Annotated in this window: 12 protein-coding genes; 5 read left to right on the top strand and 7 right to left on the bottom strand. The window is 74.4% G+C overall.

What is annotated here, in order from left to right:
• Positions 1-53: 53 nt before the first annotated feature.
• The gene (locus tag SGA01_RS32525; RefSeq protein ID WP_141301074.1) at positions 54-1,154 is read right to left on the bottom strand and encodes a pyridoxal-phosphate-dependent aminotransferase family protein; all 1,101 of its coding nucleotides are present in this window, start codon (positions 1,152-1,154) and stop codon (positions 54-56) included.
• Between the two features lie 226 nt (positions 1,155-1,380).
• Between SGA01_RS32525 and SGA01_RS32520 the strand changes: the two genes are divergently transcribed.
• Positions 1,381-2,925 carry an FG-GAP repeat protein gene (locus SGA01_RS32520; RefSeq protein ID WP_141301066.1) on the top strand — a complete coding sequence of 515 codons (1,545 nt, stop codon included), beginning with the start codon at positions 1,381-1,383 and terminating at the stop codon, positions 2,923-2,925.
• 51 nt (positions 2,926-2,976) lie between these two features.
• Positions 2,977-4,062 carry an amidohydrolase family protein gene (locus SGA01_RS32515; RefSeq protein WP_055644231.1) on the top strand — a complete coding sequence of 362 codons (1,086 nt, stop codon included), beginning with the start codon at positions 2,977-2,979 and terminating at the stop codon, positions 4,060-4,062.
• 90 nt (positions 4,063-4,152) lie between these two features.
• Here SGA01_RS32515 and SGA01_RS32510 read toward each other — a convergent pair whose 3' ends face one another.
• On the bottom strand, positions 4,153-4,719 hold the full coding sequence (locus SGA01_RS32510) for a GNAT family N-acetyltransferase (protein WP_141301065.1): 567 nt from the start codon (positions 4,717-4,719) through the stop codon (positions 4,153-4,155).
• On the bottom strand, positions 4,716-6,857 hold the full coding sequence (locus SGA01_RS32505; protein ID WP_141301063.1) for a penicillin acylase family protein: 2,142 nt from the start codon (positions 6,855-6,857) through the stop codon (positions 4,716-4,718). The genes SGA01_RS32510 and SGA01_RS32505 overlap by 4 nt, the downstream gene beginning before the upstream one ends.
• Positions 6,858-6,946: 89 nt before the next feature.
• Here SGA01_RS32505 and SGA01_RS32500 point away from each other — a divergent pair, with 89 nt between their 5' ends.
• Both SGA01_RS32500 and SGA01_RS32495 read left to right on the top strand, forming a co-directional pair.
• Positions 6,947-7,666: a siderophore-interacting protein gene (locus SGA01_RS32500; protein WP_055644234.1), complete on the top strand. Its 720-nt coding sequence runs from the start codon at positions 6,947-6,949 to the stop codon at positions 7,664-7,666.
• Between the two features lie 320 nt (positions 7,667-7,986).
• A complete protein-coding gene (locus SGA01_RS32495) occupies positions 7,987-9,003 on the top strand; it encodes an SCO1860 family LAETG-anchored protein (RefSeq protein ID WP_141301061.1) in 1,017 nt (338 codons plus the stop codon).
• A gap of 200 nt (positions 9,004-9,203) precedes the next feature.
• Here the strand turns inward: SGA01_RS32495 and cobC are convergent, their stop codons facing one another.
• The gene (gene cobC / locus SGA01_RS32490) at positions 9,204-10,805 is read right to left on the bottom strand and encodes an Rv2231c family histidinol phosphate aminotransferase CobC (protein ID WP_141301059.1); all 1,602 of its coding nucleotides are present in this window, start codon (positions 10,803-10,805) and stop codon (positions 9,204-9,206) included.
• Positions 10,806-10,829: 24 nt separating this feature from the next.
• Here cobC and SGA01_RS32485 point away from each other — a divergent pair, with 24 nt between their 5' ends.
• Entirely contained in the window at positions 10,830-11,558 is a 729-nt protein-coding gene (locus SGA01_RS32485; RefSeq protein ID WP_141301057.1) for a ZIP family metal transporter, read from the top strand.
• A 2-nt stretch (positions 11,559-11,560) separates the two neighbouring features.
• Here SGA01_RS32485 and SGA01_RS32480 read toward each other — a convergent pair whose 3' ends face one another.
• Genes SGA01_RS32480 through SGA01_RS32470 form a run of 3 tightly spaced genes read right to left on the bottom strand, consistent with a single transcriptional unit; the run spans position 11,561 to position 15,599 of the window.
• Complete coding sequence (locus SGA01_RS32480; protein WP_141301055.1) at positions 11,561-12,946, bottom strand: cobyrinic acid a,c-diamide synthase CobB; 1,386 nt, start codon at positions 12,944-12,946, stop codon at positions 11,561-11,563.
• Positions 12,940-13,548, bottom strand: a complete 609-nt coding sequence (gene cobO, locus SGA01_RS32475; RefSeq protein WP_055644238.1) for a cob(I)yrinic acid a,c-diamide adenosyltransferase — start codon at positions 13,546-13,548, stop codon at positions 12,940-12,942. Before cobO ends, SGA01_RS32480 begins: the two co-directional genes overlap by 7 nt.
• Complete coding sequence (locus tag SGA01_RS32470) at positions 13,548-15,599, bottom strand: putative cobaltochelatase (RefSeq protein ID WP_141301053.1); 2,052 nt, start codon at positions 15,597-15,599, stop codon at positions 13,548-13,550. The genes cobO and SGA01_RS32470 overlap by 1 nt, the downstream gene beginning before the upstream one ends.
• Between the last annotated feature and the right edge of the window lie 33 nt (positions 15,600-15,632).

The raw sequence follows: 15,632 nt of genomic DNA, 5'->3' as shown, positions 1-15,632 counted from the left end.
CGGGAGTCCGGTGCCGGACTCCCGCCCCTCTCGCGTCCCCCTACACCGGCCCGCTACTTCCAGGCCTCCGTGACCGCGCGCCGCGCGCCCTCCAGATCCACCGGGCGGCCCGTGTCGCCGAGCGCCGCACCCAGCGCCGCGAGCGAGGACTGCACGGCGCCCGGAGTCGCGTCCACCCCGTAGTGGTTGACCCGGATCATCTCCTTGGCCAGCGCCCCGCCGCCCGCGATCAGCGGCAGCGACGGGTCCGCGGAGAGGGCCTTCGCGACCAGCTCCGAGGCGTCCACCCCGACCGGCGCGCGCAGGGTCGTCGCGACCGGGGCCGCGTCCTTCGCCTCGTACACGTACGGCTCCAGACCACCGCCGAGCGCCAGCGCGCCCGCCCGGGTCGCCGCCGCGGCCGAGGCGTGCCGGCCCATCAGCGCGTCCAGACCCTCCGCCTCGATCCGCTCCACACACGCCTCGAGAGCCAGCATCTCCAGCTGCGCCGGAGCGTGCAGCAGCGTCTTCCGGCCGCCGTCGATCCACCGCTCCTTCCAGTCCAGGAGGGAGAGGTACGAGCGGCGCGGCGCGGCCGGGTTCGCCGCGAACCGCTCCCAGGCCCGCGCGCTCACCGAGACCGCCGAGACGCCCGCGGGGCCGCCCATCGCCTTCTGCGCGCCGATGATGCACATGTCCACGCCCCAGGCGTCCGGCAGCACCGGCTCCGCGCCGATCGACGCCACCGCGTCCAGGTAGAACAGCGCGCCGTGCGCCCGGACGACCTCGCCGATCTCCGCGACCGGGTTGGTGTTCCCGGTCGCCGCCTCCGCGTGCACGAGCGACACGAAGTCGATCTCCGGGTGCTCGGCGAGCGCCCGCTCGACCTGCTCGGCCGTCACCGCCGTGTGGAAGGGCACCTCGAGGTCGACCACGGTCGCCCCGCAGTCCCGCAGCCAGTTGCCGAAGGTCTGCCCGTACGGACCGGTGACGACGTTCAGCGCGGTCGAACCGGCCCGCGCCCCGCTGCGGATGCACCCCTCCAGCGGAAGGAGCGCCTCGCCCTGGGTGATCACCACGTCCTGCTCCGTGGAGAGCAGCGCGGCCACCCGGCGCTCGATCGACGCGAAATGCGCGGCGGTCAGCGGGGCCAGGTCCAGGAGCGGATGTGTCACGGTCACGGCGGTGCCTTCTTCGACTCGGTGCGTGCGGGCGGAACTCCCGATCAGGGTACCGACGGACGGCATCGCCACTCCTTGGCCCACCTGTACAAAAGGGATCTTCGTCCCGGTGCAACCGTCAAGGGACATCAGGTGTCCAACAGGACGACGGACCGGGCACGGGCCCCGTCCGGCGCACCCCCGCAGCCGCCCGGAACCCTCCGACTCCAGGAGACGCTCCATGCGCAAGCACCGTTCCGCCGCCGCCCTCGCCGCGGCGACGCTCCTCCTCCTCACCGGCGCGGGCATCGCGACCGCCCCGGCCGCCTGGGCCGGCGTGCCCGGCGGCACCCGCGCCGACGACCGCAACCACGACTTCGACGGCGACGGCTTCGACGACGTCCTGATCGGCGCCCCCGGCGCCACCGTCGGCGGCAAGCGGGGCGCCGGACTCGTCACCGTCCAGTACGGCTCGCCGAACGGCATCGACACCCGCGCCGCCACGATCGTCAGCCAGGACACCCGCGGGGTGCCCGGCGGCGCCGAGGCCGGCGACTCCTTCGGCGCCGCCGTCGCCACCGGCGACCTCGACGGCGACGGCTACGACGACGCCGTGATCGGCGCCCCCGGCGAGGACATCGGCACCCGCGCGGACGTCGGCGGAGTGATCGTCCTCTGGGGCTCCCCGCACGGACTCGTCGGCACCGACAGCCGCTGGGTCGACAGCCTCCTCGGCCCGGTGGCCGGGAACCGTTTCGGCTCCGCCCTCGGCGCCGCCCGGTTCACCGCCGAGACGTCCGGGGACCAGCTCATCGTCCTCGACCGCCGGGCCGCGGAGCGGCACCTGTTCGGCGCCGCGGCCCTGGCGGGCGAGCGGCGTACCGCCACCGGCCCCCGCGCGCACAGCGCCCAGCCGCTGAACCGCGCCGCCCTCGCGGGGAACGCCGGGCGCGCCGCCGCGCCGCCGCTCCGGGACCTCGTCGCCAAGTCCGTCACCACCGGCGACTACGACAAGAACGGCTACGCGGACCTGGTGATCGGCGGAGTCACCACCGGCGCCGAACCCGGCCACGGCTGGTCCTGGTACCTCGCCGGACGGAGCGACTACCTCACCCACCAGCGCGACCTGCGCGGCGGCCCCGTCACCGCCTCCGGCGACATCGACGGCGACGGCTACGACGACCTCGTCACCGGCGAGCCGCAGAGCCCCGACGACGGCGGCGAGTCCATGACCGGCGGCCTCGTCGGCGTCTACCGGGGCGGCCGCACCGGGCTCGCCGGAGCCACGGGCGTCGGCACCCCGCCGCAGTGGTGGACCCAGAACTCCGCCGGGGTGCCGGGCGTCTCCGAGCGCGGCGACGGCTGGGGCGCCGACCTCTCCCTCGGGGACACCAACCGCGACGGCTACGCCGACCTCGCGATCGGCGCCCCCGGCGAGGACATCGGCACCGTCGCCGACGCGGGCATGGTCACCGTCCTGCGCGGCACCGCCCGGGGCCTGACCGGCACCGGCGCCGCCTCCTGGACGCAGGACTCGCCCTCCGTCCCCGGCGGTGTGGAGCGGGGCGACCGCTTCGGCGGCCAGGTCCGGCTCGTCGACCCCAACGCCGACGGCCGCTTCTCGCTGCTCGCGGCGGCCCCCGGCGAGAACACCGCGGACGGGCACGTCTGGGTCTTCCCCGCGCGTACGGGAGGACTCGGCGCGACCGGCTCGTGGAGCTTCGGCGTCGCCTCCTTCGGCGGGCCCTACCTGGACGCCCGCTACGGGAGCGCGATCGACGAGTGACCCCCCCGATCGGGGGTCCCTGCCGCGCACCCGCCCTCGTACAGTGCAGACATGAGCGATCACGCGGTGCTGCATGTGAAGGGGCGGGTGCTCGTCGGCCCTGAGGACGTACGGGACGAACTCTGGTGCGTCGACGGCCGGATCACCTACGACCGGCCCGCCGCCGAGGCGGTGACCGTCGAGGGCTGGGTGCTGCCCGGTCTGGTCGACGCCCACTGCCACGTCGGCCTCGACCGGCACGGCCCGGTCGACGACGCCACCAGCGAGAAGCAGGCCCTCACCGACCGGGACGCGGGCACGCTCCTGATCCGGGACGCGGGTTCGCCCTCCGACACCCGCTGGATCGACGAGCGCGAGGACCTCCCGAAGATCATCCGCGCGGGCCGGCACATCGCCCGCACCCGCCGCTACATCCGCAACTACGCCCACGAGATCGAGCCCGCCGACCTCGTCGCGTACGTCGGCCGCGAGGCCCGGCGCGGCGACGGCTGGGTCAAGCTCGTCGGCGACTGGATCGACCGCGAGGCGGGCGACCTCACCGCGTGCTGGCCGCGCCCCGAGGTCGAGGCGGCCATCGCCGAGGCCCACCGGCTCGGCGCCCGCGTCACCGCGCACTGCTTCGCCGAGGACTCGCTCCGCGACCTGGTCGAGGCGGGCATCGACTGCATCGAGCACGCCACGGGCCTCACCGAGGACACCATCCCGCTCTTCGCCGAGCGGGGCGTCGCCATCGTCCCGACCCTGGTGAACATCGCGACCTTCCCGCACCTCGCGGACGGCGGCCAGGAGAAGTTCCCGCGCTGGTCGGCCCATATGCGCCGACTGCACGAGCGGCGGTACGACACCGTCCGCGCCGCCTTCGACGCGGGCGTCCCCGTCTTCGTCGGCACCGACGCGGGCGGCTCCCTCGCCCACGGCCTGGTCGCCGAGGAGGTCGAGGAGCTGACGAAGGCCGGCATCCCGCCGATCGACGCGCTCTCGGCCACCGCCTGGGGGGCCAGGGCCTGGCTCGGCCGGCCCTCGCTGGAGGAGGGTGCCCCCGCCGACCTCGTCGTCTACGGCGAGGACCCGCGCGCGGACGTCCGCGTCCTCGCGGCGCCACGCCGGGTCGTCGTCAACGGCCGGGTGATCGGCTGACCAGCCGCCGGACTCCTTCCGGCAGCTCAGGGAGGCCGACCTCGTCGGACACCTCCGGCGGCGGGGGCCGACCACCCCGCCGGGCGCCTTCTAGCGGCTCAGGAAGGCGAGTCGGGCCCTCTTCTCCGGGATGAAGACCTCGGGCAGGTCGACCTCGGGCAGCACGACCTCCGGGCCCAGCTCGAAACCGGCCCGCGCCATGCGGGCGATGGCCTTCTCGTTGGCGGCGTCCGGCTCGACCACGATCCGGGTGCGGTCCCGCAGCGAGAAGGCGACGAGCGCGCCGATGAGTCCGGCCGTGAAGCCGGGCCGGGGGGTCGCGCTCGGCGCGATGAGGAAGTGGACGCCGATGTCGCCGGGCTCCACCTCGTAGCACTCGCTGACCCGGTCCGCCTCGGGGTCGTACGTCTGGAACAGCGCGACCGGCTCCCCGTCCAGGTCGACCAGATAGCCGTGGTGGGTGGTGAGCGAGTCGAGGTGGGCGTAGATGTCGCGGACCTGCTCGACGGTGGTTCCGTTCATGCCCCAGAAGCGGGCCCGCTCCTCGGTGACCCAGCCGTGCAGGAGCGGGGCGTCGCGGTCGGGGTCGACGGGCCGGACCGTGACGGTCCCGAAGCCCTCGACGACGTGGACGTAGGCGGCGGTGGTGGTGGTCATCCCTGTTCCTTGGTGAGGTTCTGCCAGTCGGTGGTGACGGGGGCGAGCTCGCCCCGCAGCCAGAGGGGGAGCTGGTCGCGGTGGTGCGGGTCGCCGGGCACCCCGGACGCCCCGAACGGCACGATCCAGCCGCTCCGTTCGCGGTCTCCGAGGTCCCAGACGTAGCGGGCGGCGGAGGCGCGGGCGCTGCGGTCGGTCCAGCCGGGCACGCTCGACGTGGACAGGACGCAGTCGTGGTCCCCGGCGAGCCCCGGCCACTGCGCGTCGTCGGCGTCGGGGAGCGCCTGCCAGGGCGCGAGGCGGTGCGTCACGCCCCAGCCGGCGGGCGGCTCACCGGCCCCGACCTCGTCAAGGGCCTCCCGCACGATCCGGTCGACGTCCCCGGCCGGCACGGGCCCGGACGTGAGCAGCGTCTCCAGGGCGAAGGCGACCCGGGGCCCGAGGGCCAGCCAGGGGCGGAACAGCTCGGGGTACGGGGCGGGTTCGCGCAGCGCCGCGAAGGCCTCGTGCCCGGCGAGCCGGCGCACCACGGCCCCGCGCACGGCGGCGTAGAGCCCGGCGTCGGCGCTCTCGGCGTCCATCCGCCGATCCCAGCCGAGCAGCCGCTCGCGCACGGCGGAGGCGGCGGGGGAGAGGCCGTCGGCCGCTCGTTCCACCGCCGTGAGGAGCCGGGCCGCCGAGGGGTTGTCGGTGTCCGTGTGGACGGCGGTCGTGCTCTCCGGGGTCCAGTCCGCCGAGGCGTCGAGGAGCTCGCCGATACGGGCCGCGCGGTGCGGCGGCGCGAACTCGACACCGAGGGGCGCGGCGAGCCCCCGGGCGTTGGCCATGACGGCGTGACCGCGGACCTCGGCGCGGGGGAGCGGCGCGGGCTCGGGCGCCCAGGCGTGGGTCCGGTCCCAGGCCGGGACGAGGCGCAGGGAGTTGGCCCGGTCGCGTACGGGCACGTGCCCGGCGACCCGGTGCAGCAGTCCGCCCCGGGTATCGGCGGCCTGGAGCACGTTCACCGGCTCGACCCATCGGTCGACGGCCGCGTCCACGTCCCCGACGGTCCGGGCGCGCAGCAGCGCGGGCAGCACCCCGAAGCCGAGCTCCCCGGTGACACGCGGCGGATAGCGCAGACTGACGGCCTCCCAGACGCCCGCGTCAGAAGAGCCCGTGTCCGAGTCCGAGGCGTCCGAGCCCGAGAGGTCTCCACCCGTGCCCGGGGCCTGCGGGCCGCCGTCCCCGTCGATGATCACCGGGCCGCGGTCCGTCTCGACCACCTCGATCACGACCGGCTCCCCGCCCGCGACCTCGATCGTCTCCGTGTGCGCGGCGGCCGGGGCCCAGCCCTCCGGGCCGAGCGCCTCCACGCCGCCGTCCGGCAGCCGGCGCAGCCGCTCCCGGTAGAGGTCCTGGTAGTCGGCCATGGCGTTGGTGATCGCCCAGGCCACCGAGCCGGTGTGGCCGAAGTGGGCGAGCCCCGGGATGCCGGGCACGGCGAGGCCGACCACGTCGTACGCGGGGCAGGCGAGCCGGATCTGCTGGTAGACGCCCGGCGCCTCGATGAACCGGTGCGGGTCGCCGGCCACCAGGGCCGCGCCGCTCGCGGTCCGTTCGCCGGACACCACCCAGCCGTTGGAGCCCGCGGTGCCGGGGCCGTCCGTCGCGAAGAGCTGCGTCCACTCCTCGCCGAGTCGGCGGGCGACCTGCTCCCGCCACAGCTTGGTGGGGAAACCGGCGAAGAGGATGTGGGTGGAGAGCCAGACGGCCAGCGGGGTCCACGGCTCCCACCGCCCGGGCGCGAGGCCGGTCTCCGCGAACTCGGGCGCTCGCGAGGCCCCGTCCGCCAGGCCGTCGTTGACCCCGTCCACGTACGCCCGGACCCATGCGGCCGTCGGAGCGTCGGAGGTCTCGAGCCGTTCGAGGCACCGGCGGGCGGTGTCGGCGAGCCGGGCCTGCCGGACGAAGGTGTCCCAGCCCAGTTCGGCGGCGCCGAGGAAGGCGGCCGTGGTGCCCTGGGCCCGGTGCCGCTCGACCTCCAGCTGCCAGGCGCGGTCGCGGGCGGTGACCCGCCCCTGGGCGAAGGCGAGTTCCTCCGGGTCCGTGGCGCGCAGATGGGGGACGCCCCAGGCGTCCCGGTAGACCTCGATGCTCACGGAGACCCCGATCTCGTCCGTATCTCTTCCGGAACCTTAGGTTAGGCTGACCTAAGTAAATCTACAGGACTTCAGGGGAGGAGATCAGGGTGGGGCATGGTTGGCAGGGGGCGGTCCTCAAGCTGTTCCGCGGCAAGGACTTCACGTTCACGGTGACGGGGGCCGAGCAGGTCACCGAGGACTACCGCAGGGTGCGCTTCACCGACGGCGGCCTGCTCGCCGCGGCCGGCGTCCATCCGACCATGTGGGTGCGTCTCTGGTTCGACGACGCGGGCAAGCCGCACCAGCGCGCGTACACCCTGGTCGACCCCGACCCGGCCGCGGGCACCTTCAGCCTCGAGTTCGCCCTCCACGACGGCGTCGCCAGCCACTGGGCCCGCACCTGCGCCCCCGGCGACACCGTGGAGGCCACGCTCCAGGGCACCGGCTTCGAGGCGCCCGACCCGCTCCCCGCACGGCTGCTCGTGGTCGGTGACCCGGCCTCCCTGCCCGCCGTCAACTCCCTGCTCGACGCGCTCCCCGGGGTCCCCGCCACCGTCTGGTTCGAGACGCAGCACGCCTCCGACGACGAGCTGCCGGTCCGGCTCGACCCCGCGCACCACGAGCTGCGCCGGGTCCCGCGCCAGGGCGGCGGCGCCGATCTCGTCGCCCGCGTGAAGGCCGAGCTGCCCGAACTCGCGGACGCCGCCTCGTACGTCTGGATCGCCTGCGACACGACGACGACCCGCACCCTCGCCGCGTACGCCCGCAAGGAGCTCGCCCTGCCCAAGGAGCGCGTCCACGCGCTCGGGTACTGGCGCGCGAGCTGATCGCGCCCCACGGTGCCGGGTTGACGATCCGTTACCTCGGGGCGCAGCGGGTCGTTTCTCACCTCTGCGCGCATTCCTCGACCGATGCCCGCACGCGTCCGCTCGTACGAAAGACGCGAGGCGTGCGGGAACGGTTGTGGAGAGAAAAATCGAAAATGAACACGGAAACCCCCCTTTGGAGTGAACTCACGCCAGGCGACTGTCGGTTCACTCTCCGTGCGTAAAGATTCCGGTGTCTCAAGTCGCCGAGGCCGCGCCGACCCACCGTCCCCGTGGTGAGCGGCCGGCGACGCCATGTCTCTTGTGGGGGTTCCACCATCTTGAACAGCAACACCTTCCGCACGCCCGTACGCCGCACCGCCGCCGCCGCGACCGTCGCCGCCCTGGCCGTCGGCCCCGTGCTCCTCGCGGCCCCGGCGCACGCCACGGGCGGCGAAGGGCGTGCCACCGCCGTCGTCCTGCGGGCCGGCCTCGACGTCTCCCTCCTCGGCAAGACGGTGGAGGTGCCGGTGCGCACCTCCCTCAACGAGGTCGAGGCGCCCGCGACCGAGAGCGAGACGGCGCTCACCGTGAAGGTGAAGGGGGCCGAGGGCGGAGAGCCGATCGACATCCTCGCCGCCGACGTCGCCACCTCCGAGGCCACCGTCGACGAGACGAAGGCCGAGGGGTACGTGAACCTGGTCAAGGCGCAGGTCCACGTCCCCGGCATTCCGCTGCTCTCCCTCATCGAGGTCCAGAAGGTCACCTCCAAGGCGCTGTGCGAGGTGGGGAAGAAGCCGGTCGCCGAGTCCAACGTCCTCGGGCACGTGACCGTCTTCGGCAAGAAGACCACTCTCTCCACCGCCGGCCGGACCCAGGTGACCGTGCCGGGCATCGGCCAGGTCACCCTGGATCTCTCCCGTACGTCCACGACCTCCCGCACCGCCGCCGCGACGGCCCTCGAACTCAAGGTGGAGGTCGACCCGCTGAAGCTGGGCGTGGCCGAGGTCAACGGCACCGTGACGCTCGCCGAGGCCACCTGCGAGACGCCCGAGGGCCCGGCCCCGACGGAGGAGCCCACCAAGGAGCCGACGAAGGAGCCCACCGAGCAGCCCACGAAGGAGCCGACGAAGGAGCCCAGCGAGCGGCCGTCCGAGCAGCCCTCGCAGCGGCCCACCGTCGAGCCGAGCAGCGACGGCGGGGTGAAGACCAACAACGGCGGCACCACCCCGACCGAGAACCTCGCCGAGACCGGCGGCAGCTCCTCCACCACGTACATCGCGGCGGGCGCCCTCGCCCTCCTGGTGGCCGGCGGCGGCGCGCTGGCGATCACCCGCCGTGCCCGCTCGCGCGACTGACCGCCCGAGGGGGAGGCGCCGGGGGGTGCCGGAGCGGTAGGGGAAGTGGGGAACGGGGCCGCGGGGAGGGCGACGGTGACGACGTCGCCCTCCCCGCGGCCCTTCCCGCGTGCCTCCGTAGGCCTCCCACACGCCTCCCGCACGCCTCCCGTGCGTCGGGGCGCAGGCCCTTTCCGGTACGTCCGCCCGTACGCCGGGCCTCAGCCGTTCAGCAGGAGCGCCTGGTCCAAGGCCTGGAGGAAACGGTTCGTCGTGGCCCGGTCCCGGACCGCGAGCCGCAGCCAGTTCCGGTCGAGCCCCGGGAACGTGTCGCCCCGCCGGGCCGCGAAGCCCAGAAGCCGCAGCCGGTCCCGTATCGCGTCCGCCCCGTCGATCCGCAGCAGGACGAAGGGGCCCTCCGCCCCGTCGACCGTCCGCACCTCGTCGAACTCCGCGAGACCGGCGAGCAGATGTGCCCGCTCCACACCGATCCGGTGCGCCGCGTGCTCGGCCTCCGCGAGCGCCATCCGCGACATGCAGGCCTCCGCCGCCACCAGGGCCGGCGTCGACACCGGCCACAGCGGCTGCGCCCGTTCGAGGAGGGCGATCGTCTCCGGGTCGGCGAGGACGTACCCGATCCGCAGGCCCGCGAGCCCCCACGTCTTGGTGAGGCTGCGCAGCACCACGAGCCCCGGCACGTCGGTCCGACCGGCCAGCGACTCCCGCTCACCCGGCACCGCGTCCATGAACGCCTCGTCGACCACCAGCGTCCGGCCGGGCCGGGCCAGGGCGGCGATCGCGGCGGCGGGATGCAGGACGGAGGTCGGGTTCGTGGGGTTCCCGATCACCACCAGGTCCGCGTCCTCGGGCACCGCCGCCGGGTCCAGCCGGAAACCGTCCTCCTCGCGCAGCAGCACCCGGCCCACCTCGTGCCCGGCGTCGCGCAGCGCCGCCTCCGGCTCGGTGAACTGCGGGTGCACCACCACGGGCCGACGCGCCGGCAGCGCCCGCGCGAGCAGCACGAAGGCCTCCGCGGCGCCGGCCGTGAGCAGCACCCGGCCGGGCGGCAGATCGTGCCGTACGGCGACCGCGGCCCGCGCGGCTCTGCCGTCGGGATAGGCCGCGAGGCCGGTCAGCGAATCGGCGATTCTTCTGCGGAGCCAGTCCGGAGGTGTGTTCGTCCGGACGTTGACCGCGAGATCGATCAACTTCTCGTCCCGGACCTCGGCGTCACCGTGGTGGCGCAGGTCGTGGGCGTCGGATTGCGTGTGCATGTCCATGGCCGCCGTCGTGTGGGGGGTGGGGATGGTGGGGGGTGAGCCAGGCTCGCGAGCGATGTACCCGTGAGTCAGGTGCAACAACCGTACGCCTGGGGTATGTTCGTGCGGACAAACCGGCACGCACGTGGCAATCGCACACGTAACACTCCGCGATTTCCGCTTCGGCACCAGCAGTACGGCCCGCGCGGCCCCCGCGCCCGCCGTGACCCCCGTGCCCGCCGTGACCCCCGTGCCCCCCGCGCTCGCCGTGAGCAGCGCGGCCGCCTCCGCGACCGACGGCGTCCCCGTCGCGTCCAGCGGCAGCGCCGACGGATGCGGTACGGCGACGGCGGCCAGCTCCCCGGCCGGGAACCCCCGCACCGGGACGCCCAGCTCCGCGCCCGCGCCCGCGACACCCGGCTCCGCGGCCCGCGCGTCCAGCGTGGCCAGCGACCGCACGGCCGCCCGCGTCAGCCCCGCCTCCCGCAGCACCGCGTCGACCAACGCGAGTACCTCGTCCACCGGAACGCCCGACCGGGCCCCCACGCCGAGGTGCGCGCACACCGCCGCATCCGGTAGCAAAGCCCCATGGCTGTGGTCGTCGCGCTCGGCGCGTTCCTCATGACGCTCTTCGGCGGGTGGGTCGCCGGGCGGGTCACCGACCGCCGTCACCTCGTCCTCGGCCTCGCCGGCGGACTGATGCTCGGCGTCGTCGGACTCGACCTCCTGCCGGAGGCCCTGGAGGCCGCGGGGGAGAAGGTGTTCGGCGTCCCGGAGGCCCTGCTGCTCTTCGTCGGCGGCTTCCTCTTCGCCCACGTGGTGGAGCGCCTGCTCGCCGTCCGCCAGGCGGCACACGGGGTCGGGGCCGACGAGCGGGTCCCGCAGGTCGGCCTCACCGCGGCCGCCGCGATGGTCCTGCACAGCCTCATGGACGGCGTCGCCCTCGGCGCCGCGTTCCAGGTCGGCGGAGGCATGGGCGCCACCGTCGCCCTCGCCGTCATCACCCACGACTTCGCCGACGGTTTCAACACGTACACGATCACGAGCCTCTACGGGAACGCCCGCCGCAAGGCCGTCGGGATGCTCGTCGCCGACGCCGTCGCCCCGATCCTCGGCGCGGCCTCCACTCTGCTGTTCACCCTTCCGGAGGAACTCCTCGGCGCCTATCTCGGCTTCTTCGGCGGCGCTCTGCTCTACCTCGCCGCCGCCGAGATCCTGCCCGAGGCCCACCACGAACACCCCGCCCGCTCGACCCTGCTGTGCACGGTCGGGGGCGTGGGCTTCATCTGGCTCGTGGTGGGCGTCTCCGGCGGCTGATCTCACGCGCAGTGCTCCACGAAACGCGCGGCGGCCTCCGGGGAGCCCGCCCAGTGGGTGTGGACGTAGCTGGCGTGCACCCCGCCCTGCACGAAGCCCTCGACACGCCGCTCCGGCTGCCGCAGCCCCCAGGCGGCCAGCGCTCCGGCACCCGGCTCGATCACGGTCCGGTGGAACTCGTGCCCCCGCATCCGCGCCCCGGCCGGGGCCAGCACGCTGTCGCTCACGGCGACGGCGTCCCGGTACCCGAGGGTGAGCCGCTCCGACATCCGCGCGTCCGCTTCGAGCACGCCGCACATGGGCCTGCCGTCGAGGGACCGCGCCAGATACAGCAGCCCCGCGCACTCGGCGGCGATCGGCGCCCCGGCCGCGGCGAGCTCGGCGACGGCCTTCCGCAGCGGCTCGTTGGCGGACAGCTCGGCCCCGTACATCTCGGGAAACCCGCCACCTATGACAAGCCCGGAGGTCCCTTCGGGCAGGCTCTCGTCCCGCAGCGGATCAAAGGTCACGACCTCGGCCCCGGCAGCGGTCAACAACTCGGCATGCTCGGCATACGAGAACGTGAACGCGGCCCCACCGGCGACAGCGACCCGCCGTGGTGGGCAATCGTCCCGCAGGGCGGGACGGGTGGGCACCACGGAACCACCGGCGTGCAGCCGCTCCCCGACCTCAGGCACCCACGGCTCGGCGCCCAACGACGGCGCCGACCGCGCCAGCGCGAGCAGCGCCTCCATGTCGCACCCGGCGAGAACCTGCTCCGCCTGCGCCGCGACAGCGGACACCGCCGCGGCCTGCCGCTCGGCCACCGGCACAAGCCCCAGATGCCGCGACGGAGTCGCAACAGCAGGCGCCCGCCGCAGCACCCCGAGCACCGGAACCCCCGACCCCCCGAGCGCCTCCCGCAACAAATGCTCGTGACGATCGGTCGCGACCTTGTTGAGGATCACGCCCCCGATCCGCACCTCCGGATCCCACGACGCGAAGCCGTGGACGAGCGCCGCCACGGACCGCGACTGCGAGGACGCGTCCACGACGAGCACCACCGGCGCCTTGAGCAGCTTCGCCACCTGCGCGGTGGACGCCAGCTCGCCCTGGTCGGCGGCCCCGTCGTACAGACCCATCACACCCTCGACGACGGCCAGGTCGCAGCCGCGCGCCCCGTGCAGGAAGAGCGGCGCGATCAGCCCCGTACCGCACATGTACGCGTCGAGGTTGCGGCCGGGCCGGCCGGTCGCCAGGGCGTGGTAACCCGGGTCGATGTAGTCGGGCCCGACCTTGTGCGGGGAGACGGCGAGGCCACGGCCCGCGAACGCGGCCATGAGGCCGGTCGCGACCGTGGTCTTGCCCGCGCCCGAGGAGGGCGCGGCGATGACGAGACGTGCTACCACTCGATGCCCCGCTGGCCCTTCTGACCGGCGTCCATCGGGTGCTTGACCTTGGACATGTCGGTGACGAGATCGGCGAAGTCGATCAGCTCCTGCGGCGCGTTGCGCCCGGTGATGACGACGTGCTGCTGCCCGGGACGGTCGCGGAGGACCTCGACGACCTCCTTGACGTCGATCCAGCCCCAGTGCAGCAGGTAGGCGAACTCGTCGAGGACGTAGAACGTGTACTTCTCCTCGGCGAGGTCCCGCTTGACCTGCTCCCAGCCCTCACGGGCCTTCTCCTCGTGCGACTGCTCGCCCTCGGCGACCTCGCGCTGGATCCAGGACCAGCCCTCGCCCATCTTGTTCCAGGTGACCGTGCCGCCCTTGCCGGTCTCGCCGAGCGCCTTGAGGGCGTTCTCCTCGCCGACCTTCCACTTGGCGGACTTGACGAACTGGAACACCCCGATCGGCCAGCCCTGGTTCCAGGCGCGCAGCGCCATGCCGAACGCGGCGGTCGACTTCCCCTTGCCGACACCCGTGTGCACCATCACGAGTGCGCGGTTGCGGCGCTGACGGGTGGTGAGACCGTCGTCGGGCACGACGGTCGGCTGTCCCTGCGGCATTAAGCGGCCCTCCTGGTTGTCTGTTCTGCCTGTACGTCCCTGACGAGGCCGGCGATCGAGTCGGCCCGCAGCTCGTCCAAGGTGACGGCGGTGCCGCCGAGTTCGCGTGCGAGGCTCCCGGCGAGCCCGAGCCGCACATGGCCTGTCTCGCAGTCCACGACCACGCTCGCCGTGCCCTCGGCGGCGTGCAGCCGCGCCGCCCGGGCGGCCAGTGCCACCGGGTCGGCGCCGCCGCCGGTCGCCCGTCCGTCGGTCACGACGACGAGCAGCGGGCGGCGCGAGGGGTCGCGCAGCCGCTCGATCCGCAGGACGTCATGGGCCTTGAGGAGTCCGGCCGACAGCGGTGTACGGCCGCCGGTCGGGAGCTTCTCCAGTCGGGCGGCGGCCGCGTCCACGGACGAGGTCGGCGGCAGCGCGAGGTCGGCGGTACGGCCCCGGAAGGTGATCAGGCCGACCTTGTCGCGCCGCTGGTAGGCGTCGAGGAGCAGGGAGAGCACGGCGCCCTTCACGGCGCTCATCCGCTGCCGGGCCGCCATCGAGCCGGAGGCGTCCACGGCGAAGAGCACGAGGTTCCCCTCGCGTCCTTCGCGGGTCGCCTGCCGCAGGTCGTCCCGCCGGACGACGAGCCCGGGACCGGTCCGCCCGCGCGCCCGCTGGTGCGGGGCGGCCGCCTGCACGGTCGCCGCGAGGTGCAGCTTGGTCAGCGCGCCCCGGGGCCGGGTGGCCCCGGTGGTACGGCCGTGCTCGGTACGGGCCCGGGAACGGCGCCCGGCGGCGCCCTCGCCGAGACCGGGCACGCTCAGCATCTTCGTACGGAAGGGCTCGGCGGCCTGGACGGCCGCGCGCTCACCGGCGCCGGAGCCCTGCGGGGCGGGCGCGGGAGCCTCGGCGGGGGTCTCCTCGGGCACACCGTCACTCTCGGGGGCCGGGCCTTCGCCCTGCGGCGGAATGCCCCCGCCGCCGGGACCGCCGTCACCCGGACCGCCGTCACCCGGACCGTCGGGCTCGGGGTCCTCGTCGGGGTCGGTCTGCGGCTCCTCGCCCTTGAACTGCTCCAGGGTCTCGTCGAGCTTGTCCTCGTCGAGGCCGGGCGCGTCGAAGGGGTTGCGCCGGCGGCGGTGCGGGAGGGCCAGGAGCGCGGCCTGCCGCACGTCATCGGAGGTGACCTCCGTCCGCCCGGCCCAGGCGGCGAGGGCGGTCGCCGCCCGCGCCATGACGATGTCGGCGCGCATGCCGTCGACCTCGAACGCGGCGCAGGTCGCGGCGATCTGGAGCAGCGCGGCGTCCCCGAGTACCACCTTCGGGAGAAGGTCGCGGGCGGCGATGATCCGCTCGCGCAGATCGGCCTCCTCGCCGGCCCAGCGCGCGGCGAACGCGGCCGGGTCGTCCTCGAAGGCGAGCCGCCGCCGGACGACCTCCACCCGCTGCTCGGGCACGCGGGAGGCGGCGACCTCCACGGTCAGCCCGAACCGGTCGAGCAACTGCGGCCGCAGTTCGCCCTCTTCGGGGTTCATGGTCCCGACGAGCAGGAATCGTGCGGCGTGGCGCACGGAGACGCCCTCGCGCTCGACGTGGGAGGCGCCCATGGCGGCGGCGTCGAGGAGGTGGTCGATCAGGTGGTCGCTCAGCAGGTTGACCTCGTCGACGTACAGGATGCCCCGGTGCGCCGCCGCGAGGAGCCCCGGCTCGAAGGCCTTCACGCCCTCGGCGAGCGCCTTCTCGATGTCGAGCGCTCCGACGAGCCGGTCCTCGGAGGCGCCGACGGGCAACTCGACCATCCGCGCGGACCGTTCGGTCCCGTGCGCGGCGTCGTGCGGCCCGTCAGGGCAGCCCGCGTCAGGAGACGACGGATCGCAGCTGAACCGGCAGCCGGCCACGACCGGTACGACCGGCAGCAGATCGGCGAGCGCCCGGACGGCGGTGGACTTGGCGGTCCCCTTCTCGCCCCGGACGAGCACACCGCCCACCGCCGGACTCACCGCGTTCAGCAGCAGCGCGAGCCGCAGATCGTCCATGCCGACGACGGCGGTGAACGGATACCGGGTGCTCATCGGGTGGTCCCTTCCTCAAGTTCGATCGGCTGA

The sequence above is a fragment of the Streptomyces gardneri genome (assembly GCF_006539185.1).
Lineage (GTDB): Bacteria > Actinomycetota > Actinomycetes > Streptomycetales > Streptomycetaceae > Streptomyces > Streptomyces gardneri.
Note: the sequence above shows the minus strand (reverse complement) of the source record. Positions and strands in the feature narration are given on the sequence as shown.